Annotated in this window: 19 protein-coding genes and 1 pseudogene; 5 read left to right on the top strand and 15 right to left on the bottom strand. The window is 55.1% G+C overall.

The features are described from left to right. Positions 1 to 489 precede the first annotated feature (489 nt). Entirely contained in the window at positions 490 to 1395 is a 906-nt protein-coding gene (locus tag LMS44_RS22480; RefSeq protein WP_027957958.1) for a hypothetical protein, read from the top strand. Positions 1396 to 1521: 126 nt separating this feature from the next. On the opposite strand, the gene LMS44_RS22475 is transcribed toward LMS44_RS22480, so the two are convergent. Genes LMS44_RS22475 through LMS44_RS22460 form a run of 4 tightly spaced genes read right to left on the bottom strand, consistent with a single transcriptional unit; the run spans position 1522 to position 6842 of the window. After that, positions 1522 to 2565, bottom strand: coding sequence for a L,D-transpeptidase family protein (locus tag LMS44_RS22475; RefSeq protein WP_035539261.1), 1044 nt, complete (start codon positions 2563 to 2565; stop codon positions 1522 to 1524). Between the two features lie 53 nt (positions 2566 to 2618). Continuing rightward, entirely contained in the window at positions 2619 to 4151 is a 1533-nt protein-coding gene (lnt, locus tag LMS44_RS22470; protein WP_027957957.1) for an apolipoprotein N-acyltransferase, read from the bottom strand. 4 nt (positions 4152 to 4155) lie between these two features. Beyond that, complete coding sequence (lspA, locus tag LMS44_RS22465; protein WP_027957956.1) at positions 4156 to 4659, bottom strand: signal peptidase II; 504 nt, start codon at positions 4657 to 4659, stop codon at positions 4156 to 4158. Further along, positions 4656 to 6842 (bottom strand): heavy metal translocating P-type ATPase, encoded by a 2187-nt coding sequence (locus tag LMS44_RS22460; RefSeq protein WP_027957955.1) that lies wholly within the window; start codon positions 6840 to 6842, stop codon positions 4656 to 4658. The genes lspA and LMS44_RS22460 overlap by 4 nt, the downstream gene beginning before the upstream one ends. A gap of 86 nt (positions 6843 to 6928) precedes the next feature. On the opposite strand from LMS44_RS22460, the gene LMS44_RS22455 reads away from it, so the two are divergent. Next, entirely contained in the window at positions 6929 to 7387 is a 459-nt protein-coding gene (locus tag LMS44_RS22455; protein ID WP_027957954.1) for a MerR family transcriptional regulator, read from the top strand. A gap of 28 nt (positions 7388 to 7415) precedes the next feature. Here LMS44_RS22455 and LMS44_RS22450 read toward each other — a convergent pair whose 3' ends face one another. From LMS44_RS22450 to LMS44_RS22435, 4 genes are all read right to left on the bottom strand, one after another. After that, positions 7416 to 8198: a ZIP family metal transporter gene (locus LMS44_RS22450; RefSeq protein ID WP_016916429.1), complete on the bottom strand. Its 783-nt coding sequence runs from the start codon at positions 8196 to 8198 to the stop codon at positions 7416 to 7418. A 112-nt stretch (positions 8199 to 8310) separates the two neighbouring features. After that, the gene (locus LMS44_RS22445) at positions 8311 to 9300 is read right to left on the bottom strand and encodes a M23 family metallopeptidase (protein ID WP_016916430.1); all 990 of its coding nucleotides are present in this window, start codon (positions 9298 to 9300) and stop codon (positions 8311 to 8313) included. Beyond that, the gene (locus tag LMS44_RS22440) at positions 9300 to 9977 is read right to left on the bottom strand and encodes a DsbA family protein (protein WP_027957953.1); all 678 of its coding nucleotides are present in this window, start codon (positions 9975 to 9977) and stop codon (positions 9300 to 9302) included. Before LMS44_RS22440 ends, LMS44_RS22445 begins: the two co-directional genes overlap by 1 nt. A gap of 113 nt (positions 9978 to 10090) precedes the next feature. Beyond that, positions 10091 to 11005, bottom strand: coding sequence for a cation diffusion facilitator family transporter (locus tag LMS44_RS22435; protein WP_016916432.1), 915 nt, complete (start codon positions 11003 to 11005; stop codon positions 10091 to 10093). A 297-nt stretch (positions 11006 to 11302) separates the two neighbouring features. Here LMS44_RS22435 and LMS44_RS22430 point away from each other — a divergent pair, with 297 nt between their 5' ends. After that, positions 11303 to 12130, top strand: coding sequence for a bile acid:sodium symporter family protein (locus tag LMS44_RS22430; protein WP_230805306.1), 828 nt, complete (start codon positions 11303 to 11305; stop codon positions 12128 to 12130). A gap of 110 nt (positions 12131 to 12240) precedes the next feature. Here LMS44_RS22430 and LMS44_RS22425 read toward each other — a convergent pair whose 3' ends face one another. From LMS44_RS22425 to LMS44_RS22395, 7 genes and pseudogenes are all read right to left on the bottom strand, one after another. Beyond that, positions 12241 to 14010, bottom strand: coding sequence for a hypothetical protein (locus LMS44_RS22425; RefSeq protein ID WP_027957951.1), 1770 nt, complete (start codon positions 14008 to 14010; stop codon positions 12241 to 12243). Positions 14011 to 14090: 80 nt separating this feature from the next. Next, positions 14091 to 14939 (bottom strand): annotated as a pseudogene (locus LMS44_RS22420) (YifB family Mg chelatase-like AAA ATPase); the annotation flags it as partial. 110 nt (positions 14940 to 15049) lie between these two features. Next, a complete protein-coding gene (locus tag LMS44_RS22415; RefSeq protein ID WP_089691191.1) occupies positions 15050 to 15946 on the bottom strand; it encodes an ABC transporter substrate-binding protein in 897 nt (298 codons plus the stop codon). Between the two features lie 169 nt (positions 15947 to 16115). After that, positions 16116 to 18218, bottom strand: a complete 2103-nt coding sequence (locus LMS44_RS22410; RefSeq protein ID WP_089691189.1) for a TonB-dependent siderophore receptor — start codon at positions 18216 to 18218, stop codon at positions 16116 to 16118. A gap of 157 nt (positions 18219 to 18375) precedes the next feature. Next, positions 18376 to 19374, bottom strand: coding sequence for a helix-turn-helix transcriptional regulator (locus LMS44_RS22405; RefSeq protein ID WP_089691187.1), 999 nt, complete (start codon positions 19372 to 19374; stop codon positions 18376 to 18378). A 49-nt stretch (positions 19375 to 19423) separates the two neighbouring features. Further along, entirely contained in the window at positions 19424 to 21601 is a 2178-nt protein-coding gene (locus LMS44_RS22400; protein WP_498946475.1) for a TonB-dependent receptor, read from the bottom strand. A gap of 143 nt (positions 21602 to 21744) precedes the next feature. Beyond that, the gene (locus LMS44_RS22395; RefSeq protein WP_089691183.1) at positions 21745 to 22092 is read right to left on the bottom strand and encodes an accessory factor UbiK family protein; all 348 of its coding nucleotides are present in this window, start codon (positions 22090 to 22092) and stop codon (positions 21745 to 21747) included. Between the two features lie 344 nt (positions 22093 to 22436). On the opposite strand from LMS44_RS22395, the gene LMS44_RS22390 reads away from it, so the two are divergent. Then, the gene (locus LMS44_RS22390) at positions 22437 to 22775 is read left to right on the top strand and encodes a P-II family nitrogen regulator (RefSeq protein ID WP_007112359.1); all 339 of its coding nucleotides are present in this window, start codon (positions 22437 to 22439) and stop codon (positions 22773 to 22775) included. Positions 22776 to 22820: 45 nt separating this feature from the next. Then, complete coding sequence (locus LMS44_RS22385; protein ID WP_009286189.1) at positions 22821 to 24068, top strand: ammonium transporter; 1248 nt, start codon at positions 22821 to 22823, stop codon at positions 24066 to 24068. Positions 24069 to 24116 lie beyond the last annotated feature (48 nt).

The raw sequence follows: 24116 nt of genomic DNA, 5'->3' as shown, positions 1-24116 counted from the left end.
TGTGGTCGAGAAGTCTCCAAATTGTGGCGACGCCATAAAGGGCATGGTTACTGTTCAACTTGCTATGCTCGTGTGTTTAAGCGGCGAATGTGCCCACGATGTGGTGAGTTAGCCCGTCTGCCTAAGAATGACCCAGACGCCGTCTGTCGTCAGTGCAACGTCGACAAACCGTGTGCACGATGTGGAAAAGCCCGTTCAGACTACAACATCGGCAAGGTCACTCCCTACGGCCCTGTCTGTATCGCCTGCGCTCCCTATTTCAAAGAACCAGAGCCCTGCGAGGCGTGTGGGAAAGCATCTCAACGTCTTACCCGAGTGGCGCGTATGGGGCATGATCATCGCTTATGTCCACGCTGTTCGACAGCAGACCACGGTACCTGTTCTGCATGTCGTCGACATCGCTTATTGGTCATGACATCCAGCGGTGACGCATTGTGCAAAGCCTGTAATGAGCAAGGGGAAATTGCCTGTCCATTGTGTGGTAATCCCATGCCAGCGGGTCGAGGCGATGCCTGTGAGCCCTGCTATTGGACGCGCACATGTCGTAAGCGGATCATCATTGGCCAAGCCGGTATCACCACCAAAGCGTTACGTGAGGCCTTTGGGGAATTTGGTGAATGGCTGATTCGTACCACAGGGCCGCATAAGGCTGCCCTCAAGATCAATCATTTCTTCTCGTTCTTCCTTGAGATCGACCAGGCATGGTCACGGATACCGAGCTATTCGGAGCTGCTTCATCACTTCGGTGCGGAGGGGTTGCGGCGTGTAAGACTTCCTATGCGATGGCTGCATGAAGAGCAAGGGGTAGAGCCGGATCACCAAGCAAAGAAGATCGACTCAGAGAAACGACGTATCAAAGCGTGTCTCAGGTCTATGCCGTCCGCTTCTTTATCAGAAAAAGCGCTGCATGCTTATTGGCAGCAATTGGAAACCCGTATAGAGGCGGGCAAAACGTCCCACACCTCCGCACGACTTGCACTAAGAGCGGCAGCCGCATTGCTACTCGCTACTGACCGGGAGGGGCAGCGACTGCCTCAACAGGGCGATGTGGACAACTATTTGCAGGCGGTGCCCGGACAAGCAGCCTCGGTCACGGGGTTTACTAATTTCTTAAATCGCCAACATGCCACCACGTTGGCTCCTCGGGTGGATGTAAAACGGGCAAGAAAGCGGCGAAAAGAAACACTAGCCCGCACCCTGATGACGATGGCCCGGTGTGCTGATCAAGGAGAGGCCTGGAGGGAGGCATGGATCGTTGCTGCCATGGAGTATTTCCATGACACAAAATTAACGCAGAAAATGCTTCGACAACAGACCGTAGAGCGGACGACAGACGGGATACAGGTGGTAGTGGGTGGCGTTACCTACTGGCTGCCTCTGGATATTGAGTGCTAAGACACTGATAGCGCGCAGTCACTTGGAGGGCCCCGCGACTCTGTAGGCGAATGTCGCCCCGCCGTTTGGACGGGGCTATGGCTCTCTACCTATATGCCAGGGCTCAACGGGGTGCCAAAAGGCGTGTCATGACCGTTGAGATGACGTCAAAACCAGGTCTTCATAAATGCCCTTGATAGCCTTCTCTTCTGGGCTGTGGCGCTGTGGCTCCTGTTCCTGCTTTGGATGTAGTGGGGTTATAAGCCCGTTAGAGAGTGACAGGACATCGCTGAGCTGCTCGTAATCGAGGTTTACGTTATCGACATTGTATTGGTTAAGGCGTGTCATGGTCTCTGTGAGTGCGGTCATACTGTGCTCTTCTTCTCCAAGCGGCGGAAAGGCTTGAATCAGCGGCTGACCGCCTTCCCAACCTATCTTGATCGGCTGATTGATGATGTTGACTTGGGTGCCGGGTGGAATGCGGTCAAATATAGATTCGATGTCTTTGGGTAACATGCGGATACAACCTCGGCTTGCGCGCATGCCAATGCCATCGGGCTGGTTGGTGCCGTGAATCAAATAGCCATCGAAGCCTAGGATGATGGCATGGTCTCCTAGCGGGTTATCGGGGCCGGGTGGCACAACGCTGGGCGCGGTTTCACCGCGTGCTTCCGCTTCGCGTTTTACCGACTCAGGCGGGTACCACGCGGGGTTTTTAATGTTCATGGTGGTCTCGGTCACGCCTAGAGGAGTATCAAACCCTTCGCGACCAATGCCAATAGGATAGGTCTCAACACGCGGTGTCTCACCGTTTTTGACATCTGGGTAGTAGTAAAGCCGCAGCTCGGCGATATTGATGACGATCCCAGTACGCTCCACATTCGGCAGAATAAAACGTCCCGGAATAGTCACTTCCGTGCCCACCCCTGGAACCCAGATGCTAACCTCTGGGTTTGCACGGATCATCTCCAAATAGCCAAGGTTGTGACGCCTGGCAATATCTATCAAGGTATCGTCGTAATCCTTTACGATAAAGGTGTCAGCCTCTCCGATAATATTACCTTCCTCTGGTAGCGGGTAATGCCCTTTGGGCCATTCCGTCTCCTGGGCAGTGGAAGGTTGTGCCGCCATGGCGACAGGGAGCCATGCCAGAAACGAAACCATCACACTCACGATGAAGCCGATCTGCATTGGCCATGGGAGGAATCTCTTAAGTATTGCTGCGTTCTTTGCCAAGAGCATCGCTAGGTTCCTTTTTCATCTAATGCGTCGTTTTTTGATCGAGATAAGTTCAGTTGTAACCCGAGCAGTGTCAGCACCGCAGCGAGTATCCAAGCGGGGCCACTACCGGTGCGTGTGAAAGGAGTTAGGCCCTGCATCGGGGTCACCTCGCCAGTTAAACTGGCCGGTTCAAACTGTGGGGCACGGGCTGTGACGTGGCCTTGTGAATCGATGATGGCCGTCACGCCATTACTGGTAGCTCGAAGTAGGTGACGACCATTTTCTAAGGCACGTAGACGCGCCATTTGAAGATGTTGGTGTGGGCCAATGGAGCGCCCAAACCACGTATCGTTGGAAACCGTTAATAGCAGCTCGGCATTACGCGCCTGTTGGGCGACATGGTCGGCAAAAATGATTTCGTAACAAATGGCATTGCCAATGGTGGCTCCAGCCACGTGTAACGGAGCCTGTTCGCCTGTCCCTGGGGTCAGGCGAGGTACTGGCAAGTCGAAAAAAGCAAGGGTGCCAGCGAGGAGACTTTGGAATGGCAAATACTCGCCAAAGGGCACCAAGTGCGCCTTCTGGTATTCGCCCTGCACATCATTTAGCCCTATGACGCTGTTATAAGAGCGCCCTTCACTGTCGCGTTGCAAAATGCCGGTCAACAAGGCGGTGTCAGGCCCCAGGTCGGACGCTACTTGCTCAAGTATTTGCTGTGCTTCCTGCTCAAGCATGGGAAGGGCTGCCTCGGGCCAAACGATGAGATCGATATCCCTTGCTTGCTCCCGTGTCATCGCCGTGTAGATACTGATCGCCTCGCGCTGCCCTTGGGCAGTCCACTTAATGCGCTGGTCAAGATTCCCTTGCAGCAATGCCACCCGGATGGGCTTGCCAGCCGGGGTTGTCCATTGGGCGGGCAATAGGAATGGAACGATCCACAAGGCGGCCATTGGGACAAGGAAACCCCAGCGGCGACGCAGTACCTCTACCCCTAACGTACCTGTCAGCGCGGTCATGAGTGACAGCAAGTACACACCACCAACGGGCGCCCATGGGGCTAGTGGAGAATCTACCTGAGAGGTGCCCAGCAATAACCAGGGAAAGCCGGTGAGCAACCAGGTGCGTAGCCATTCGCTCACCACCCACATACCGGCAAAGCTAAGACAGGCTAACCGTGGCCCCGTGATGCGCCGATAGAGCCCAAAGGGGATTGCAAAGAAGAGCGCCAGGGCGCTGACAAAAAGAGTGGTGAGGAGCATCGCCACCAAGGCCCCGGTGCCACTGAAATCGTGAATAGCAACGAAGACCCATGATGTGCCAGAACCGAACAGGCCTACCCCATAGCACCACCCACGCAGGGTGGCCATGGCGGGCGTTAGCGACTGTATCTTCCAATAGACCAGTGCCACGGCCACTGGGCCAAGCCACCATAGGGAAAAGGGGGCGGCACTCAAGGTGGTCATTACCCCAGCGGCGAGCGCTACAACGCAATCGACTATTGGTGAGGAGCGCCCAGCAAAAAGCGTATATTCTTTATCTTTATCGACCACATCCATAGCGTTACTCAGAGCGCTTAAAAGCAGGACTTTCACGCCATAACGCCACTGCGAACATCAATACACCTGCAAACAGAGCGATATCGGCCATGTTAAAGGCGGGCCAATGCCATTCGCCCCAGTAAATGTCCAGATAGTCGACGACGTACCCTCGCGCTAAGCGATCAACAGTATTACCGAGCGCGCCGCCAAGAATCAGGCTGTACGCACAGGCCTCCAAGCGCGACAGGGGTTTGCATAGCTGCACAACCAATACGACGACCACCACCAACGCTAAACCAAGAAAGAGGTAGCGCTGCCAACCCCCTGCTTCTGCGAGAAAGCTGAAAGCGGCTCCTGTGTTCCCGGTATAAACCCAGTTAAAAAACGGCGTTAGCGGAATGACTTGGCCAAACGACATCTGGGCGTGCACGATTTCTTTGACCAGTTGATCGGCTAGAGCCAATACGCAAGCAAATGTGAACCATGGCCAACGTCGTGAAGGGCTATCGTTTGGCGCTGTTCTCATGACGTTGTTTTTCCTTGTGACAGGCCTGTCATTGCGGTACTGGGCGAAAAGCGGTAACCCAGCAGTCGCATGGCGTTCAACGTCACCAGGACGGTAGCACCGGTATCGGCCATCACCGCAATCCACATGCCGGTAATACCCAGCGCCGTTGTAACTAGGAAAATGGCTTTTAAGCCAAGGGCGAGAACAACGTTGGTTTTCACATTGCGCAGTGTGGCACGAGAGAGGTCTATCAGCTCAGCGATGCCGGTAACGCGGTTCTTGAGCAAGGCTGCATCGGCGGTTTCCAACGCCACATCCGTGCCGCCCCCCATCGCGATACCCACATCGGCTGCCGCGAGTGCCGGTGCATCGTTGATGCCATCGCCTACTTTACCGATGGGGCCACGGCCAGCCGCTTGCCAGTCTCGAACATACGCTGCCTTGTCTTCAGGCATTAGTTCGCCGTACGCTTCAATGCCTAAGCGACCCCCCGTGGCAGCGACGGTGCGGGCATTATCACCGCTGAGCATGACCGCCTGTACGCCCAAACGGGATAGCGCCGCTAGGCCTTCAATGGCATCTTCGCGTGGCTCATCGCGAACCGCGATCAAGCCCAGTAAACGCTCGCCTTCGACGAGGAGAGCGAGGCTCTTACCGGCTTCTTCTAACGCGACAATCCGAGCACTGAGACTTTCCTCAAGGATGACTTTCTCGTGAAGGTGACGAGGCGTCATTAAGCTCAGCTCGCGACCCTCCACCTGGCCGGAAACACCGCGCCCCGCCAGAGCGCGGCCGCCGGTGACGGTGGGGAGGTTGATGCCCGACTGTCGGGCATGCTCAACGATAGCCGTGGCGATAGGGTGACTGGAATCCCGCTCTATTGCGGCGGCGAGCCGCAATACGCTGTTATCGTCTTCCTCAGCAATCCAAGACTCCACATCTGTGACTCTTGGGGTACCCGCAGTGAGGGTGCCCGTTTTATCTAATGCCACCAAGCGAAGCTTACCTAACTGTTCAAGAACGGCTCCCCCTTTGATCAGTAGTCCGCGCCGAGCTCCCGCCGAGAGACCGGCGGCGATGGCGGCTGGGGTGGAAATGACTAACGCGCAGGGGCATGCGATTAACAGCAATGCTAACGCACGGTAAATCGACTCCGACCATGCCATGGTCGATACCAGCGGTGGCACTATCGCCATCAGTAGGGCGAGTAAGACGACGGCGGGCATATAGTAATACGCAAAACGATCAATAAAGCGTGCTATCGGTGCCTTGGCGGCCTGTGCTTCTTCAACCAGACGAATAACGCGTGCGATCGTATTGTCATCAGCGCCTCGTGTTACCTCCACCTCCAGGGCGGCATCAAGATTCACTGTGCCAGCAAAAATGTCATCACCAGGCGCTCGCGAACGGGGTATGGACTCGCCGTTTACCGGCGACTCGTCAATGTCGGAGGTGCCCACCAGGATGCGTCCATCGCAGGGTACGCGATCACCGGGCCGCACCAGCACACGCTGCCCGGGTTTAAGTGACTCCGCCGAGACGTCACGCAGATGGCCATTGTCCATCAGCCTCGCCGTTGAGGGTGTTAAATTTGCCAAGGCTGAGATACTGCGGCGCGCTCGTGAAGCAGCTACCCCTTCGAGTAGCTCACCTACGGCGAACAAGAACACGACCATCGCAGCTTCAGCGGCAGCATTGATGGCCAATGCGCCAAGCGCAGCGATGCACATCAGCATCTCTATGGTAAAGGGATTGCGCATTTTGAGGGCGCCCCAGGCACTCTGCGCAATGGGTATTAAGCCGACTAGCGTGGCCAAAATGAAAGGCATATTACCCAGCGCAGGCCATGCTAAACGAAGCGCGAAGGCTACGATCAGCAAATTGCCTGTGATAATGACCAAGCGCCCTTTAGCGGTTTGCCACCAAGAGGATGAAGCACCAGGTGCGCGTGTTTGGCCATCATGGGAAGCCACTTGATAGCCTAGTTCGTTCAGGATGCCCTCAATGGTCTTTCGCGAGGGGGCCCCGTGATCGTGGTGGTGAATCTTCACTGATCCCGTGACCGAGCTTGCCGTGACTTCCTCAATGCCTTCCAGTCGCTCTAGCGCCGATACAACCTTGCGCTCACAACCGCCGCAGTCCATGCCTTCAACACGCAGCGTCAAGGTGGTAGGCGCTGTTGTCGGCGTTGATGTTTTCATGGTGCCTCTCCTGCCAATGGGCTATGGTTTTTAAGTGTAAACCTTGTAGCAACTACAGCTTCAAGCCCTGCCTAAGGAGTTTTACCATGTCGATGATCGGCCAAAGTATCAGCATTGGTGAGTTAGCACGACGAGCCGATTGCAAACCTGAAACGGTTCGCTATTACGAGCGTATTGGGCTGTTGCGCGATGCGACACGAACCGGTGGGGGGCAGCGCCGCTATGGAGACGACGCTGTGCGGCGCTTGACCTTTATTCGTCATGCCCGTGACTTTGGCTTTTCGGTGGAGTCAGTGCGAGAGCTTTTGGCCATGTCAGATCAACCTGATATGCCTTGCCAAGAAGTCGATGCCATCGCCACGCATCACCTAAAGAAAGTGGAGTCCCGCCTTCAACGACTGTCCATACTGCGTGAGGAGCTTCAACGGATGGTCACGCAGTGTGCCGGTGGTAAAGTGGAAAGCTGCCGAATCATTGAGGTCATCAGTGATCATCAACTCTGTATCACTGAAAAATCGCACGGAGGGGCTCTCGACTTGGGTTAGCACTAACGCTACGCCCCACGCCCAATGGTCAGCCCAGCGAAACATCCAAAAACAGCATGAGTACCAATCCGATGGAGAGGCCCAGCGTGGCCTTTTTTTGGTGCCCGCTTCGATGAGTTTCGGGAATAATCTCATGACTGATCACATACAACATCGCCCCCGCTGCAAAGGCCAACCCCCAGGGCAGTAGCGCTTGTGACATGCTGATGACTCCAGCGCCTAATAAGCCACCCAACGGCTCAACAAGCCCCGTAAGGGCGGCAATCGTCCATGACCGCCAACGTGAATAGCCCACGCCTAGCAGTGATACTGCTACGGCCAGTCCTTCTGGGGCATTCTGAAGTCCAATGCCAATCGCTAGTGGAATGCCTCCTTCGCTTCCCCCTGCGCCGAAGGCCACGCCAACGGCTAGCCCTTCTGGCAGGTTGTGTATCGTAATGGCAATAATAAACAACCAGATACGACGTAGTGAGGCAGCCTCTGGCCCTTCTCGCCCCTGTTCGAAGTGCTCATGAGGTAAGAGTTCGTTCAGTAGTGCGACCATTCCAATCCCTAGCAAGATGGCCGCACAGGCAATGGCAGCAGGTACCACGCTACCTCCGTAACGCAGCTCCGAGGCTTCTAAGGAGGGTATGATCAGTGAGAAGAAAGAGGCCGCTAGCATGACGCCAGCGGCGAACCCCAACGCTAAATCGCGAACACCACGATTCGGTCTTTTGGTAAACAAGATAGGAAGCGCCCCGACAGCCGTCATCAAGCCCGCGGCAAGGCTTCCCAATACCCCCATTGTGACGAGAGAAACCTCTTCCATACCGATTACCTGTCTTGTGGTAGATGAGTGATCACAGCGCTAGGGTTCCATAACGAGGCAAGCACACGTTCACGTTACTAACAATCCATGCAACGTTGCTAAGCACGGGTGGTTACGGCTCGTTAAACGAGATCAAGTCATAAATGGACGCCGTGCCGATAGCTTGTTCCAAGCGATCTCTTGCCTCGTAAAGTGACGCTTGATATTCACCTTGAGTCGGCTGCTCACCCAACATGATGCGTTGACCTTGACCAAGGGGATCAACAGGCTGGTTATTGACTCTCACTTCGTAATGCAGGTTGGGGCCCGTGGCGACCCCGGAGGAACCTACCTCTCCGAGCGACTCTCCCGCATTGACTAAATCCCCAACCACTAGCTGTGGGGAGAATCGGCTAAGGTGTGTGTAGCGACTAATGGCCCCTGTGTCGTGCTCCACCTCGATCACCTGCCCATATCCCCCTTGGCGACCCATAAAGAATACGCGCCCAGGTGCGGTGGCAATGACCGGCGTTCCTGTCGGCGCAGCCAAGTCAATTCCATTATGAGGACGCATCCCTCCATACACAGGATGTCGCCGATTCCCAAAGCGAGACGTTAAGCGGGCACTAAGCACGGGCAACCGCAACGTGCCTAGCAGGGTGTCGCTTTTGAAAAGAGCTACGTCCCCCTTTTGGGTGACCGGCCATATGACCTCCAAGGGCTCTGCCTGATCAGGCAGAGCGGCATAACTGAGGCGTGGTGGCCCAACACGGGCGCCGTCCTGGCGTCGATCTTCCTCCCACACTAATTGAATACGTTCACTGCCAGAAAACTCCAGCGGCGCTGCGATAAACTCGCTGAGCAGTGTTTCCAGTTTAGTGGCGAAACGCGTTGGGACACCTTCTGCTGCCAAGGCCTCGTAGAGGGTGGTATCAATGACGACATCACGCCCAAAGGTTAGGGTATCAACGCTATCGAGCGGTAATGTGCCTTCTTGCTCGCTAGCCGCCTGTAACTTGACAGGGCTAAGTTCAGACGGAGGCAATGACAGATGCGTTTGCCAATTGGCTTCGGCTAGCAAGGGGTAAAAGCCCACAAAGCCTAGTAACCACCAGCGCTGCATCACTGGCCATCCTCTTCCCCAGAGATCTCCGCTACTTCACTCTCAACGGCATCAATCAGCTCTTGCATACCAAAGGGGTCTAAAGGCTCGCCATTGACAAAAAAGGTAGGTGTTTGGCGAATCTGATTGGCTCTGACATCCGCCATGTCTTGGTCAATCACCGCCTGCACCTCAGCAGAAGTCAGTTGCTCTTCGGCAGCCGCTAAATCAAGGCCTCCTTGGCTCGCGATATCGAGGATAGCGGATTCATCAAAACTGCCATGTGAAGCCCATTGATCCTGGCGAGCCAGCAGCCTCTCCAGTACCGGTTCAAAGACGCCCTGACGACGAGCAACTTCTAATACCCGAATGGCCTTATCAGATACGTCGCCGTGGAAAGGAGTGTAGCGCACGATGAGCCGCACTTTTTCTGGGTAGGTTTCCAGAATACTTTTTGTCAGGGGATAGAAAGCACGGCAGGCTTCGCAAGCCGGATCGAAGAATTCCACAATCGTCACCGGCGCGTCTTCTCGTCCCAAGATGGGGGAGTGTGAGCGCACCAAGGAGTCCTCTGTCTGGACACTGCTCTCCTTTGCTGCCTGAGCTTGCATATCTAAGAGGGCAGGTTTCGATACGGCGACGATCGCAGCGGTCAGCATTAACGTACCGGCCAATATAAAAGACGCTTTTTTGAACATGTTTCTCTCTCTTTCTCAACGATGGGGTGGAAAAGTAGGGTTGAAAAATAAGCCAATCGCTATGGGAGTAAGCCGCTCGCTACCTACCTGAGCCGGGAGTCGGCCTCGGTCTATCACTCGTGCCCATATAGATTGGCATTTTGATGCGCGTGGTCACTATGCTCAAACTCTAGGCTGGAATGAGCAATACTGAAGCGCATTTTAAGCTGCTCCTTGATCTCTGCTTTGACGGATTCAAGCTGCTGCCAGCCGGTTTCTGTCAGAACCACGTGGCAGTCAAGGGCTGCCATGTTTTCCTGCATCTGCCATAGATGCACATGGTGAATATCCTGGACTCCCTCGATATCTCGTACGGTCTCAACGACTGCCTGCCCGTCAATGTCCGGGGGAGATCCCAGCATTAGCGTACGGATAGGGCCGCCAATTTCAGAGAAGGCTAGGTAAAGAATATATAGCGCAATCCCTATCGTGATCGCGGGGTCCACCCAGCGCATGTCGTACAGTAAAATAAGCGAACCACCGATAATCACGGCGATGGAGGCAAACGCATCCGATAAGTTATGCAGAAAAAGGGCGCGGATATTGACACTCTCTTTTTGCATTGACCACGTGAGCATGGCGGTAAGGGCATCGACGACGAGCGCGACGCCACCAATAATCACGATCGTCCATCCCTCTATCTCAGGGGGATCGACCATCCGCATAGCGCCTTCGTAAATCAGGTAGACACCGACAATAATGAGGGTGGTGTAATTGATGAGTGCTGCCACTATCTCGATGCGGCCATAGCCAAAGGTCATATGCGCATCGGCAGGCCGTCTGGCGATTTTACGAGCAGCAAAGGCAATGACTAATGCTGCCATGTCAGAAAAGTTATGTAACGCATCAGCGATCAGCGATAGGCTCCCCGCCATAATGCCACCGACGATTTGAGCGATGGTTAAGAGCCCATTGGCCCAAATGGAGATGCTGACGCGCCGGTCGCCAGAGGCAGGATCAATGTGGGGATGATCATGATGATGTCCCATCTGTTACCTTCTCTCGAATTATCTGTTCTTGGTACTATAAAACCTCTAGCAACTAAAGCTTCAACCCTTGAGCATTATCTATTTGCATCGCTGGATTGGGAAGCACGTCCCTAGCTACCAAGGAGCCTTTGTGTGCTGGGCCGAAGGTGATCATGTTTTAGGTGCGGGGCTCAATCCACTTCAACCGGTAACGTCCAATCCACCATGGGTAGATTCATTTATTTTGTCGAGGCGCACCTTGTCTGGTTTGTAATCGTCGTCGCGGGGGGAGGCTTACTCTTTCCGGCCACCGGAATAATGCTTAAGTTCGCGATTGGGCCATTACTGGCATTACTGATGTTGATTATCAGCCTCACATTCGATGCGCATGCAGTGCGCATCGTGTTCCGAAAGCCGTCACGGCAGTTGTTGGCATTGGGGCTGGTCTATGGGCCTATGTCGATTGCCGGGTGGCTAACGGGCCGTCTATTTTTTGGAAGCGGCCCGCTGGCTGCTGGCCAAACCTTGCTCGGCACGCTGCCGACAGATGTGTCTTCTCCTCTTTTGGTACTGATGGCGAAAGGCAATGTGGCGCTTGCCGCTGTTTTCAACGCAGTCAACACCGCGTTATGTCCGTTTATTGTTCCCTTCCTGTTTTTATGGCTCACCGGCCTTCAGTTAGACGTGCCGCTTGGATCAATTATTCTTGAATTAACACTAATCGTGCTTCTTCCTACCGTGATTGGGGTCAGCTTGCGTACAAGGTTCTCGGCTTTCTTTGCACGGCATGATTCAGCGTATGCAGGGATAGGGTCGATTCTGTATCTGCTGATCCTACTCGCCGTGGTCGGGCCGAATGCCACCACGATCATTGGCTATGGCTGGTATGCGTTTGTGATTGCGGGCGCGGCCCTGTGCCTCAATTTGATTGGGTACCTGGTAGGTATGTCCTCACGGTTACTCACCTCTGATCGCAAAGAGGTGATTACCTATCTTTTCACGGTCAGTAAAAAGGAATTCAGCATCGCTGCAGCGTTTGTCGCTGCTTCTGGCTTGCCATCAGAGATCGCAATTCCAGCCGCTTTTTTTGCCGTGATTCAAATGATCACTTCGCCCATCGCAGCGAAGATCCTCGCCCGCCACTGAAGGGATGGCCGTATCGGCTCTTCGTCAGAAGAGCAACCTGCACACGGGGTGTACAGGTTGCTCTTACCGACAAAACAGACACCGCTACTCATAAAGGTGGCAAATAGTACCTATGCTAAGTCACTGCGACCAATACTGACCTTGCTAAAAGCATTTAACACAGAGGCTTCGCAGGGTATCTGTTCCTTTTTGGATTTAGGGTGCTTGAACGTATCGGCGAATCCTGGGCAGTGACCAACTAGTTTTTGGACAACACCTTCTACGTGCCGCACGTTAGACAGCACTTGGCGTAACCACTGCTCGAAGCTGCCTTGGTGGCTCAGCGTGAAGACTAAACCTTTATAGGAAGGAGGCTTGGATGCCTCCTCGCTACCGCCAGCTCTGGGTTTTGGAGGGCGTCGTTGGATCTCCATGAGATAGAGCGTTTGATCTAACACATGCACCCGAACGACGAGCACCCCGCGAGGTACCTTGGTCTGAGTATCAATGTAAACCCAATTAGCGACTGACGTTTCCACCTCCTCGTCTATTTCGAAAGGTTCGAGGCTGATTAACCGAGGGTCAGGAGAAGTGCTGAATCCGTCTTCAAAGGTAAACCAGCTAACGCCACGAATCGTTGCGGGATAGGCCGATTGTAAATAGAGAAGCGCATTCCACATATCACGTAGAAAGCCCTGTGATTCCAGTGTAATAGGAGCATGAATAGACGCTTGTCCCACTCCCTTCCCTGACCCATGTGGCTCCCCAGTGGAGAAAATGGTTTCGTCACCCGGAACGGGGACGCCTCGTGTATCGGGCACGTTTTTTCGGGTATATCGTTTATCCAAGACGGCGCGAGGCTTACCTAAAATAACGAATTCGTCCTCAGTAAGGTCTAGCCAGGAAGAACCATGGTCGGGCTCGTCATCATCCGTCAGGTCAATGACATCGGGGATGTCTTGAAGCTGATGATAGGGGAACTGAGAGGGGGCATCGTCGCCATCGGTGGCTGGTACTGTCGTTGATTTCTCTCTTTCACGGTGGATCGTGGCACCATCGGGCTGCGTACAGCCTAATATCTGCAAGCCTAGGAATGTGTTGCCACCATCAATTGGAACGCCAGAAACAGAGATTTCCCCGCTGCCTTGAAACCATGGAGTGACTTTTAAAAGCATCTTATCTTGGGGGAAGCTGGCTTCAGTCTGCGCATAAATATCTCTGGCAGCTTGTTCGGCATAGGGGTCGTACAGCATGTGCGCGAGCAAAATCGCATCGTGCCTATGAACACGATATGTAAATCTGACAGGCCAGGTACCTGGCGATGGGGGCGCATTAAGCGGTCGATAAAGCCGTTCTTTGACCTCCTCCCAACAGTAAGTGGCGAGCACACGCTTGATTTCAGATGATCGACCGTAAACGCGTGCAAAAAATTCGGTGCAAGGGATGAGCAGATGTTTGCCATCTGGGAGGTCAAATTCAATCAGGTACGATTTGTGTTTTCTGTCCAGCGGTAAATAGCTTGCCTCATGAAAGGAGGTATAGAGGCTGCGCCCTGCTTTGTGCAAGTCGTCTAAGGAGACAATCCGCCAGCCGCCCGGAGAGAACGAAACAGGGAATGTTTTCTCCTCAAATGCGATGCGGGAGTTGCTCACGCCCTTTTCCCAGACGGAGCCGATTCTCAATAGTCCGACATGCGTTAAGACCGTCGTTCGCTTAATCACGTCTCCTAATTTGTTCTCCTGATCAATAGGTCTTAAAAATACATAAATTTTAGGGACGCTTTGTGAGCGGATATTTTTGAAGATAGGCCCGTACCACCAAACGACCAAGCGCTCAGTTTCGTCTTTAAGGGTGCCATCTTGAAAGCTAAAGGTTCTGGATTGTTTGAGAGAAACGGTCACAAGGGCGTGCTCTATGTAAACTCAACATAGAGATTGTCGCAGCAATTATTGTTTAGTCGCAACAATTGTTGAAAATGACAGCCGCCACCTACCAGGGCGGCGCCGCTGGCACTGTGATGGGGTTGTCGAAATGGCCTTTTGCCCCAGTCTGCTTCCAGCGGTAGCCCGCAAACCGAACGCACGGCAGCGACTTCCAAGGCATTCTCCTCGGAAAGCGGCGGCAGAATGCCCGGCAGGCGGCTGGCCAGCATGGTTTTGCCGGTGCCAGGAGGGCCTGCAAACAACAGGTTATGCCCCCCGGCCGCAGCGACTTCCAGCGCCCGGCGCGCCTGCTGCTGGCCGCGCACATCGGCGAGGTCATCCACCGGGGCGGTGGTTTTCACCGAAGCGCTGAGTTTGTGTGGGGAGATCTTCTCTTGGTCGAGTAGGTGAGCTACTACCTGCCAAAGGGTGTCAGCAGGCAGCACCGGCAAATCGCCTGCCAGAGCGGCTTCATCGGCGCAGTCGCGGGGAATGATCAGTGCTTTTTTCGCCCGTCGGGTGGCCAGAGCAAAGGGCAGTATGCCCGGCACCGCGCGCAGCTTGCCATCCAGAGCCAGCTCACCAGCACACTCCATGCCTACCAGCGCTTCCACGGGAATTTGCCCGGAGGCGGCGAGGATGCCCAGTGCAATGGGCAGATCAAAACGGCCACCCTCTTTAGGCAGATCAGCGGGGGCGAGGTTTAAGGTAATACGGCGGGTATTGGGAAAATCAAAGCCTGCATTAACCAGTGCACTGCGCACCCGTTCGCGGCTCTCTTTTACCGCCGTTTCCGGCAAGCCCACTAGCGTTAGGCCCGGCAAGCCGTTGGCCAGATGCACCTCAACATGCACCGCCGGTGCATCTAAACCTACGCCTGCGCGCGTGGCTACGATGGCAAGCGTCATCGCCTTTCCTCTGCTGTTGTTACTCACGACAATGTAAGCTAAAGCTACATTACCTTAAGTATTTAACCTACCGTAATTAAGAAGGCTTTGGTAGCTTCACGCTCTTCTACTCATTGCCCTCGATGGCTAACCGTTGGCGCTGCCTCTAGCGCCGTAGTCAGCTTCCGGGCAAAGCGCTGGGCGGAGGGGAGTGCGCCGAAGCTCCATACCGGCGGCAGGCGAACTATCCTGTCGTGCCTGACGCTGGGGAGTTGCTGCCACAGGCCGCTTTTTGCAAGCTTCTCTTCGACTCCGGTGGGCAGCGGGTCGATGATCACCAGCGTTGCCTCGGGGTAGCGCGCCAGCGCTTCAATCCCTACCAGCGCAAATCCCCAGGCATTCGTGGCTTGATCCCAGGCATTGGAGAGGTCGAGCTGTTCCAGCACGGCGTTGTATAAGCTGTTTTCCCCAAACACCCGCACGTGCCGGGCATCCATGAACTGCACCATCAGCAGCGGCGCGACTTCTGACTGAGAGAGGGGCCGGGATTCGCGCAGCGTGGCCATCAAGGCTTGGGTGTCTTCAATAAGCTGCTCGGCCTGGGGCTGGTGCTCGGTTAATTCGCCTAGCTGGCGGGTCAGGGTCTGCATCTCCTGCCAGGTATCGGTGCCGGGCGAGTAGAGCGAGAATGAAGTGACTGGGGCGATTCGCTCCAGGCGTGGCGTCAAACCGGCAAACATGGGCGAGATCAGCGTCTGTTCTGGTGGCACTTGAGCCAGCAGTTCCATATTGGGCTGGGTACGTAGCCCCATATCGGTGACACTGTCGGGTATATGGGGCTCGCCCACCCACTCCTGGTAATCGCTTTGCTGAGCCACGCTGCTAACCGGCGCATCAATCGCCAGCAAGGTTTCGGCAATCGTCCAGTCCACCGTGGCCCACTGCGCCTGGGCAGTAGAAACGCTCAGCATACAAACGGCGAACAGCCCGCAGCGCGCGAGCAATGAGAACAGGTTGGTGTGGCACATGGTGGTGAGAGGCCATCCAGAAAATAAGGGCTGTATTTAAACGATAATATTTATTGTTTGCAAACCTGCATTCAAGAAAAAAGCCCAGGCACAGAGGTCTGGGCAGGCTAGGTTACAATAAATTAACAATGCTTAGACAAGGGCTTGAGCCGTCGCCTAGCACGAGCGTTTAGAAACGGTAGTGAACACTGGCGGTCACGCCGCGCTCGGCACCAAAGTAGCAGTACTCCAGGGAGTTGCAGGAGGCCACATACTCTTTATCCAGCAGGTTATTCACGTTTAAACGTGTTTCGACACCATCTACGCCGAGTTGGCTGAGGTCGTAGCCAATGGTGGCATCCACCAGGGTGTAGTCGGGCACGGTTTCGGTGTTGGCCCGGTCAGCGGCGATATCGGCGTAGTGACGCACGCCGACACCCATATCCACGCCGTTCAGCCAGCCGTCGTTGGCCTGGTAGTGGCCCCATAGCTGCACTTGGTGCCGTGGGGAGTAAATCGCGTTGTTGCCCTGGTTACCATCATCGCTTTTGGCGTAGGTGATGTCGGTGAAGCTATAGCCTGCCTGAAGCGAGAGGGTATCCGTTAGCTGGGTTTGCGCTTCTAGCTCCAGCCCTTGGGATTCGATCTCCCCTACGGCGCGGTATGGGTCGGTGGGCTGCTCTTTGGTGGCAACGCTCTCTTGGCCGATATGGAACAGCGCCGCGCTGTATTGGTTTTGGCTACCGTTAGGCTGGTATTTAACGCCGGTTTCCCACTGTTCGCCCTCCATGGGCTGGAGCAGGTCGCCGCTTTCATCCACGAAGCTGGTGGGGGTGAAGGCGGTGGAGTAGCTCAGGTAGGGCGCTACGCCGTTATCGAACAGGTAGACCACCCCGGCGCGACCACTGAACTGAGTGTCGCTGAGGGAGCTGGTATCACCGTTATCGCGGTTGGCATTGTCGATATTGACCCAGTCGTAGCGGCCACCCAGGGTGAAGCGCCAGTTATCCATGGCTATCTGGTCCTGCAGGTAGACACCGGTCTGGTCGATCTCATGGCGTTCGCGCACGGGGGCGTAAAACTCGATGGGGTCGCTGCCATAAACCGGGTCAAACGCATTGAGCGGCGGGAAATACCCAGTGGGCCACGATACGTCGTTTTCCCGCTGCTGGTAATCCACTCCAAACAGCAGCGTGTGATCCATAAAGCCGCTGCTGAGTGTGGCTTCAAGCTGGTTATCGAGTGTCCAGGCTTCCAGAGATTCATTGCTGCCGGAGTAGTAGCGGGTGAGTTCATTAGACGTCGGTGACGTCCAACCAAAACCGTAGACCTGATTGAGCACTACGTCGGAATTGAGATAGCGCATCAATTGACGGCCGGTCACCTGGTCGTTGAAGCGGTGTTCCAGGGCGTAGCCGAACATGCGTTGGGTTCGCTCGTAGGTGTCGTAATCCTCTTCACCATCAAAGAAGTTGTTGCTGATCTTGTGGCCATTATGGGCGACCACGGCTCCCTCATAGGGTACGCCGGAGTGGTAGCCGCCTTCGGGTTCATCCTGTAGGTAGGCTTCTACGGTGAGGCTGGTGTCATCGGTGATATCCCAGGTGAGCCGGGGCGCAATGGCATAGCGCTCCTCTTCTGCCGGGCCAAACTGGGTATCCGCGGCGCTGGCAATCCCGGTCAGGCGAAAGGCCACTCGCTGCTCTTCGCCAATAGGCCCGGTGAGGTCAAAAGCGGCGCTGCGCTGGTTATTATTACCCACTTGAAAACGCAGCTCACCGCCCTGTTCAAATTCTGGCCGCTTGCTGTTCAGGGCGACTACCCCGCCAGGGGAGGCGCGTCCATAGAGTACCGAGGCGGGCCCGCGCACCACTTCAATGCTTTCCAGAAACCATGGGTCAATGCGCATACTGCTATGGGAGTTGGCATCCCCCATTACTTTCAGGCCATCCAGGAAGGTATTGCTCAAGCTGCCGTCAGAGAAACCGCGCAGTACCAGGTAGTCGAAGCGATTGGAGGCGCCTACCTGATTGCTGTAAACACCGGGCGTGTAGTCGGTGGCGCGCTGCACGGTACTTACCCCGCGGTTATCCATCTGTTTGCGGGTGATCGTGGAAACGCTCTGGGGTATTTCGATCGTCGGCGTTTCCACTTTGGTGGCAGCCTGCTGGGCAGTCACCGTGACGGTGGCTAACTCGGTGCTTTCTTGAGCGTATACCGGGGAAACAACCAGTGCCGAGAGAACGGCGACGCTAAGCGGAGAGCGTAGAAAACGGTGATGGGGGATGAGCATGGAGGCACCTGCAATAAGCATCAATTAACCAATGTGTTAATGAGAATTATTGCGCTTAATGGCTACTGAAAGGTATGCGCAATGACAAAGGGAGTATGCGTACTGCCAAAAAACGTCCAACAGAGGAACTTAGCGCTCCAAAAACAACCCTGCGGCTTTAATGGCGATGGTGTACTTCATGGGGCGCAATGCCAAAAGCGCGCTTAAAGGCGGTGGCAAAATTGGTGGCGTGGCGGTAGCCACAGGCGTGAGCGGTTTGCTGCACGCTATAACCTTTGCGTAAGTACGCTTGAGCTTGGGTCAGGCGACAACGTCGTAGGTAGTCGAATATCGAGCAGCCGTAACAGCGGTGAAACTTGGTGCGTAGGCTGCTCGGGCTCATCGCGGCATTGCGGGCCAACTGCTCAAGCCGATAATCCTGGTTGGGGGAGTGTTCGAGCTGCTGACGCAAGTGCTCCAGGCGCTGGTGGTCGCGCTGGGTTAAACCCGGTGGCAGGCTGACTGCCTTTTCTTCGTCGCTGGACTCAAGGGAGGCGGCAGGCAGCCCATGAGCTAACAACTGGAGCGCGAGCCCCTGCCATAGCAGGCGCTGCCGCTCTACTGACCAGTTCGAAGCCAGTGCTGCCTCCAGGCTATGGATAAGGAACTGCGGCACCTGCCAAGTATGCAGTACGGGCGCTGCCGGAGGGGCAACATTGATAGGCGAACAGCTAATGGGCGAGAAAGAGAGAGGCTCTGTGCAAGCCAGAATCGATACGTTGAGAATGCGCAATCGTTGTGGCGCGGGCTGGAAGACCTCAAGCCCGGTCTGCTCGTTGAAATGGGCACTGAAGGCGTCGCCGGCCTGCAACTGAAACGACTGGCGCCCTAGGCCGACTTGGATATGGCCTTCGAGTATCACGCTGAGAAACCACGGCGCGGCATGCCGGGAAGTGGAGGCGTAAGCGTGCAGGACATCAAGATCAGAGTGTGTCACCCGCAGTGTGGGGGCTACCTCGACGTCCATCACCCGCCCATGGGCAACACAAGGCGCTGGCTGGGAGCGGTCGGGCGCTTCGGGAAAGCGGTAGTCGATCCCGAAGCGCTGACCAATAGCCAGCAGGTCATGGGTGGTCAGTGGTACGCAAGATGGCGTTATTGAGCCGAGTGTAGCCATCCCCGTTACCTCACCCTTGAGCGGTTGTCAGCGAGTAGCGAACCAGCACTTAGTACTCCATTGACCAGTTCAGGGTGTAAGTACGCCCGCGGCCCTGGTAGTCGTAGAGGTACTCTGGGCCGTAGTAGGGCGAATAGAACATGGCGGCTCGCTGACCCCAGACGGTGGAGTACTGATCATCCAGCAGGTTCTGCACTCCCAGGCTTAAGGTGCCAAAATCGGTTTCCTGGCTGAGCGATAAGTCGAGGGTGGTATTGCCATCGATCTCGCGGTCGGCATCGTCTTTCAGGTCGAAGTTGTGGTTGGCCTGCAAGCGAGCCGAACGTACATAGTCCGTCCAGCCAATAAAGGCAGTGGCGGAAGAGAGCGATGCATAGCGGGCGTCACGCTTCTCCCACTCCCCTTGGTCGTTCTCCTGCTCGGAACGCACCAGGTGCAGAGTGCCCCCTGCCTCCAGGCCATTATCAAAGTAACGGGTCACGGCGCTTTCCAGGCCGAAGTCGCGTTTCTTCTCATCGACGACGCTGACGCTTAAATCCTCGGCGTTCTCTACCGCTTTGTCCGACCAGGCGTAGTAAAGCGCTGTTTGGGTCGTCCAGTTGCCACCCTGGTAGCGCCAGCCTAGCTCTATCTGATCCGTCTCGATGGCAGATAACGGGTTGTTATCGACACTTACGTCGGGGCTCTTGCCGTAATATTTGGCAGGATCTGGCAGTTCGAAGCCCTGGCTAAACTGCAGCCAGTTCTGGTGACCGTTGCCGTAGTCGTAGAGGGCGCTGGCATTGAAGAGCGTTGCTTCATAGTCATTCTCGCCGCCAGGAATCCCCTGGAATTCATCCACTTCGACGTCCATATGCTGCTGCCGCAACCCTGCGGAGAGCTTGAGCGCCTGGGTGGCCTGCCAATCGCCCTGGAGGAAGCCTGAAAGCCCGTCCACTTGATAACCGGGGTAGCGGGGTTCAACCCCTGATGCCTGTTGCACCAGGCCGCCGGAGGCGTCCGAGATGTTGGTATCGAACAGCATCTGGCTGGCATCGAAAGTTTCACGATCCAGATCGAGGCCGTAGGTTAGCGAAACGTCATCACCCAGGCGCGATTCAAACAGCGCTTTGATGCCGCTTAAATCGGTGTTTTGTTGCGAGGCGCGAAATTGCAGGCCGTCGGAAATTGGGTAGGGAAATGCCTGGAAGCTGGACTCCTCCTCCCGGTGGAACGCCTGCAGGTAGAAGTTTTGCCCCCACAGGTTGGCGTGGTGATAGTTGACGTTGACGAGCTTACGGTCGGTTTCCGGATCGCGCTGTGAACGGTAGCCATCGCGAATTTCGGCATCGTTCAAGTTGGGCGTGGCAGCGTCGAGGTTGGGAAAGTAAACACCCCGGTCACCTTCATAGCCTGAACGGTACAGCTGGGCACCCAGTTCCAGACTCTGTTCATCGGTCAAGCGGAAAGAGAGGTTGCCCAATACATCAATGCTGCGATTATCCTGTAGGTCGGTCTGGGCGATATCGGGAAAGATTTCCTGGCCGCTGCCGTCATAGTGGCGGCCGTTGTCGCCAATGGCGGTACCCAGATAGCCTTGAACCCGCTCGTTACCACCGCTGATGGATTGTGCGAGGCGTCGATCTATGTCATCGCTGTTGTTGAAGCCGGTGGTGATGCCTGCTTCAGTACGCCAGTTCAGGCCTTCTTCACCTTTGCGGGTAATGATATTGATCAAGCCCCCCGTAGCACCGCCGCCATACAGGCTGCTGGCGCCGGAAAGCACTTCCACGCGCTCAATATTGAAGGGATCGATGGCATCGAACTGTCGGGAAAGCCCACGGGAACTGTTCAGCGATACGCCGTCAATGAGTACCTGCACGCCCCGGCCTCGCATGTTTTGCCCATAATTGGTGCGCCCTTGAGGCGCCAGATCCAACCCCGGTACCAGATGCCCCAATGCTGTCTTTAGGTCTGCACCATTGCGGGTCTGCTGTTGCAGCATCTCTTTGTCAATTACCCATACAGCACCGGGAATTTGACTGATCTGACTAGGAGTGCGCGATCCAACGACCACCATGGTCTCGTCGGCGCTAGACGCAGTATTTTGGGCGAAAACGCCATTGGAGAAGCTCAGTAACAGGCCGGTGCCAACAAGCCCAGATATTGAAACAGACGACGGCGAAAAAAAAGGCTTTGCAAAAGGCAGCTTTGCAACAGATAGGTTTGATAGTGACAGGGCGTGCATAGTGAACAATCCGCAGACGGTAAGAAAATCAAAGGCGGAGAGTATCACCACGAAAAACAAAGTCAACGATAGTGATTCGTATTTATTTTGCGGTGCACGCAGCAATAGGCCATTTCCCTATTGCTGCTAATGAAGCTTGAACGTTAAGCGGGTTTATTCTTCTCGTCTTTTGCATCTGATTCCGGCGCATGCTGCTCTGGAGCCGGTGGGGCTTCAGCTTCGAGTGGCGTGGATGTCGTTGGCGCGGAGGCATCAACGGCTGCTTCAAGGTTAGCGACTTGGCGCTCTAACGCCTCTACCCGCGAACGGGTGCGCTGCAGTACATCCATTAAAATGTCGAAATCTTCCCGTGAGACAAGCTCCAGGCGGTCGAAGGCGCCACGCACGACTTGCTGCACTCCCTTTTGAATATCTTCTGGCGCTTGGGAGGCGTTTTGTAAACGGTCACCAATCTGCTGGGCCAAGCGGCTAATACGGTCTTGAGGCGCCATCGTTCTCTCCTAGATAAACCTGCTTTAAATATTGCTTACCGGTAAGGATACGCAACAGTTGGCGAATTCGCATGTATCGCGTGTTTTTACTGCTTAACCCAGGGTGTGCATCGAAATAGAGCAGGCTACTTTTGCTTACGCTCTTTTTTGGTGCAATAGCGGTGGTGTGAGAATGGATTTGCTCAGATTTAGCTCTGAGCTGCACTTTTGATGACGGCCAATTGGCTGACTTATAAGCAAAAAAAGTCAGCTGGCACAGTATGCGCATTATCGGTTCAGGTGCTTATTCTGGCGGCTGTGCCGCTACCAATCTAGCAGGACTTATCCAGCAGGGGAGATCCGGGATGAAACTCATCACCGCTATCATCAAGCCATTTAAGCTCGACGACGTTCGTGAGGCATTGGCCGACAACGGCGTTCAGGGCATTACGGTCACTGAAGTTAAAGGTTTTGGCCGTCAGAAAGGGCATACCGAGTTGTATCGTGGCGCGGAGTACGTCGTCGACTTTCTACCCAAGGTAAAAGTGGAAGTGGCCGTAGACGACGCCCGTTTGGAGAGCGTATTGGATGCAATCTGTAGTGCGGCTAACAGCGGCAAGATCGGTGACGGCAAGGTGTTTGTGACACCGCTTGAAGACGTTATTCGGATTCGGACAGGCGAGCGCGGTGCAGACGCCGTTTAACGCTGCTTTTTCGGATCATTTCTATAGTTCAACGGGGAACTTACAATGAATGAGTTGACTGATCTGAGCTACGCGCTCGATACGTTCTATTTTCTAATTTGCGGTGTGCTCGTCATGTGGATGGCGGCAGGCTTCTCCATGTTAGAGGCGGGCTTAGTACGCTCCAAAAACACCGCTGAGATACTGACCAAGAATATCGCGCTGTTTGCCATTGCCTGCACCATGTATCTGCTGGTGGGCTACTACATCATGTACTCCAGCAGCGCTGGCGGCTTCCTGCCCAATCTGGGCTTCTTGATTGGCGCTGAAAACAGTGTGGATGCGGTTACCGCAGGCGGCGATGACGCGCCCTACTACTCCATGCGTTCTGACTTCTTCTTCCAAGTCGTGTTCGTGGCAACCGCCATGTCAATTGTGTCGGGTGCCGTCGCTGAGCGTATGAAACTGTGGGCATTCCTGGCCTTTGCTGTGGTAATGACCGCGTTTATCTATCCGGTGTCTGGCTACTGGACTTGGGGTGGCGGCTGGTTGTCTGAAGTGGGCTACTCTGACTATGCGGGTTCCGGCATTGTGCACCTTGCCGGTGCGGCGGCTGCGTTAGCGGGTGTGATCGTGCTAGGCCCACGTAAAGGTAAATACGGTAAAGACGGTTCTATCCACGCTATTCCCGGTGCCAACATGCCGCTGGCAACGCTGGGTACCTTCATTCTGTGGATGGGCTGGTTCGGTTTCAATGGCGGTTCCGAGCTTAAACTTGCGGCTGTCGATTCTGCTAACAACGTGGCTCAGGTGTTTGTAAACACTAATGCAGCAGCGGCAGGTGGTGTGATTGCGGCACTGATCCTGGCCAAACTGTGGTTCCGCAAAGCTGACCTGACCATGGCATTGAACGGTGCCCTGGCTGGCCTGGTGGCCATCACCGCCGATCCGCTCTCTCCGACCGCACTGAGCGCTACCATTATCGGCGCGATTGGCGGCATCATCGTGGTCGCAGCCATCGTCACCCTCGATAAAGTGAAGCTGGATGATCCGGTCGGCGCGATCTCGGTTCACGGTGTTGTCGGTATCTGGGGCGTGCTGGCAGTGCCGCTGAACAATGACGGCGCATCATTCGGTGCCCAGATCATCGGTATCGTAGGTATCTTCGCTTGGGTATTCCTGGCCAGCCTGGTGGTATGGCTCATCCTGAAAGCCATCATGGGCATCCGGGTTAGCGAAGAAGAAGAGTATGAAGGCGTTGATATCGCTGAGTGCGGTCTCGAAGCCTATCCCGAATTTGGCATTAAGAAATAAACAGCGGTATTAAGAAATAAACAGCGGCATTAAGAAATAACTTAATGC

The organism is Halomonas profundus (assembly GCF_020865425.1).
GTDB lineage: Bacteria > Pseudomonadota > Gammaproteobacteria > Pseudomonadales > Halomonadaceae > Vreelandella > Vreelandella titanicae.
Note: the sequence above shows the minus strand (reverse complement) of the source record. Positions and strands in the feature narration are given on the sequence as shown.

Coding starts and splice junctions, on each gene's coding strand:
- LMS44_RS22445 (WP_016916430.1), bottom strand. CDS start 9,300: ATGCAGCGCTGGTGGTTACTAGGCTTTGTGGGCTTTTACCCCTTGCTA.
- LMS44_RS22455 (WP_027957954.1), top strand. CDS start 6,929: ATGTCGATGATCGGCCAAAGTATCAGCATTGGTGAGTTAGCACGACGA.
- LMS44_RS22440 (WP_027957953.1), bottom strand. CDS start 9,977: ATGTTCAAAAAAGCGTCTTTTATATTGGCCGGTACGTTAATGCTGACC.
- LMS44_RS22460 (WP_027957955.1), bottom strand. CDS start 6,842: ATGAAAACATCAACGCCGACAACAGCGCCTACCACCTTGACGCTGCGT.
- LMS44_RS22390 (WP_007112359.1), top strand. CDS start 22,437: ATGAAACTCATCACCGCTATCATCAAGCCATTTAAGCTCGACGACGTT.
- LMS44_RS22410 (WP_089691189.1), bottom strand. CDS start 18,218: ATGCTCATCCCCCATCACCGTTTTCTACGCTCTCCGCTTAGCGTCGCC.
- LMS44_RS22480 (WP_027957958.1), top strand. CDS start 490: ATGCCAGCGGGTCGAGGCGATGCCTGTGAGCCCTGCTATTGGACGCGC.
- LMS44_RS22430 (WP_230805306.1), top strand. CDS start 11,303: ATGCTTAAGTTCGCGATTGGGCCATTACTGGCATTACTGATGTTGATT.
- LMS44_RS22435 (WP_016916432.1), bottom strand. CDS start 11,005: ATGGGACATCATCATGATCATCCCCACATTGATCCTGCCTCTGGCGAC.
- LMS44_RS22475 (WP_035539261.1), bottom strand. CDS start 2,565: ATGCAGATCGGCTTCATCGTGAGTGTGATGGTTTCGTTTCTGGCATGG.
- LMS44_RS22400 (WP_498946475.1), bottom strand. CDS start 21,601: ATGCACGCCCTGTCACTATCAAACCTATCTGTTGCAAAGCTGCCTTTT.
- LMS44_RS22450 (WP_016916429.1), bottom strand. CDS start 8,198: ATGGAAGAGGTTTCTCTCGTCACAATGGGGGTATTGGGAAGCCTTGCC.
- LMS44_RS22415 (WP_089691191.1), bottom strand. CDS start 15,946: ATGTGCCACACCAACCTGTTCTCATTGCTCGCGCGCTGCGGGCTGTTC.
- lnt (WP_027957957.1), bottom strand. CDS start 4,151: ATGGATGTGGTCGATAAAGATAAAGAATATACGCTTTTTGCTGGGCGC.
- LMS44_RS22395 (WP_089691183.1), bottom strand. CDS start 22,092: ATGGCGCCTCAAGACCGTATTAGCCGCTTGGCCCAGCAGATTGGTGAC.
- lspA (WP_027957956.1), bottom strand. CDS start 4,659: ATGAGAACAGCGCCAAACGATAGCCCTTCACGACGTTGGCCATGGTTC.
- LMS44_RS22405 (WP_089691187.1), bottom strand. CDS start 19,374: ATGGCTACACTCGGCTCAATAACGCCATCTTGCGTACCACTGACCACC.
- LMS44_RS22385 (WP_009286189.1), top strand. CDS start 22,821: ATGAATGAGTTGACTGATCTGAGCTACGCGCTCGATACGTTCTATTTT.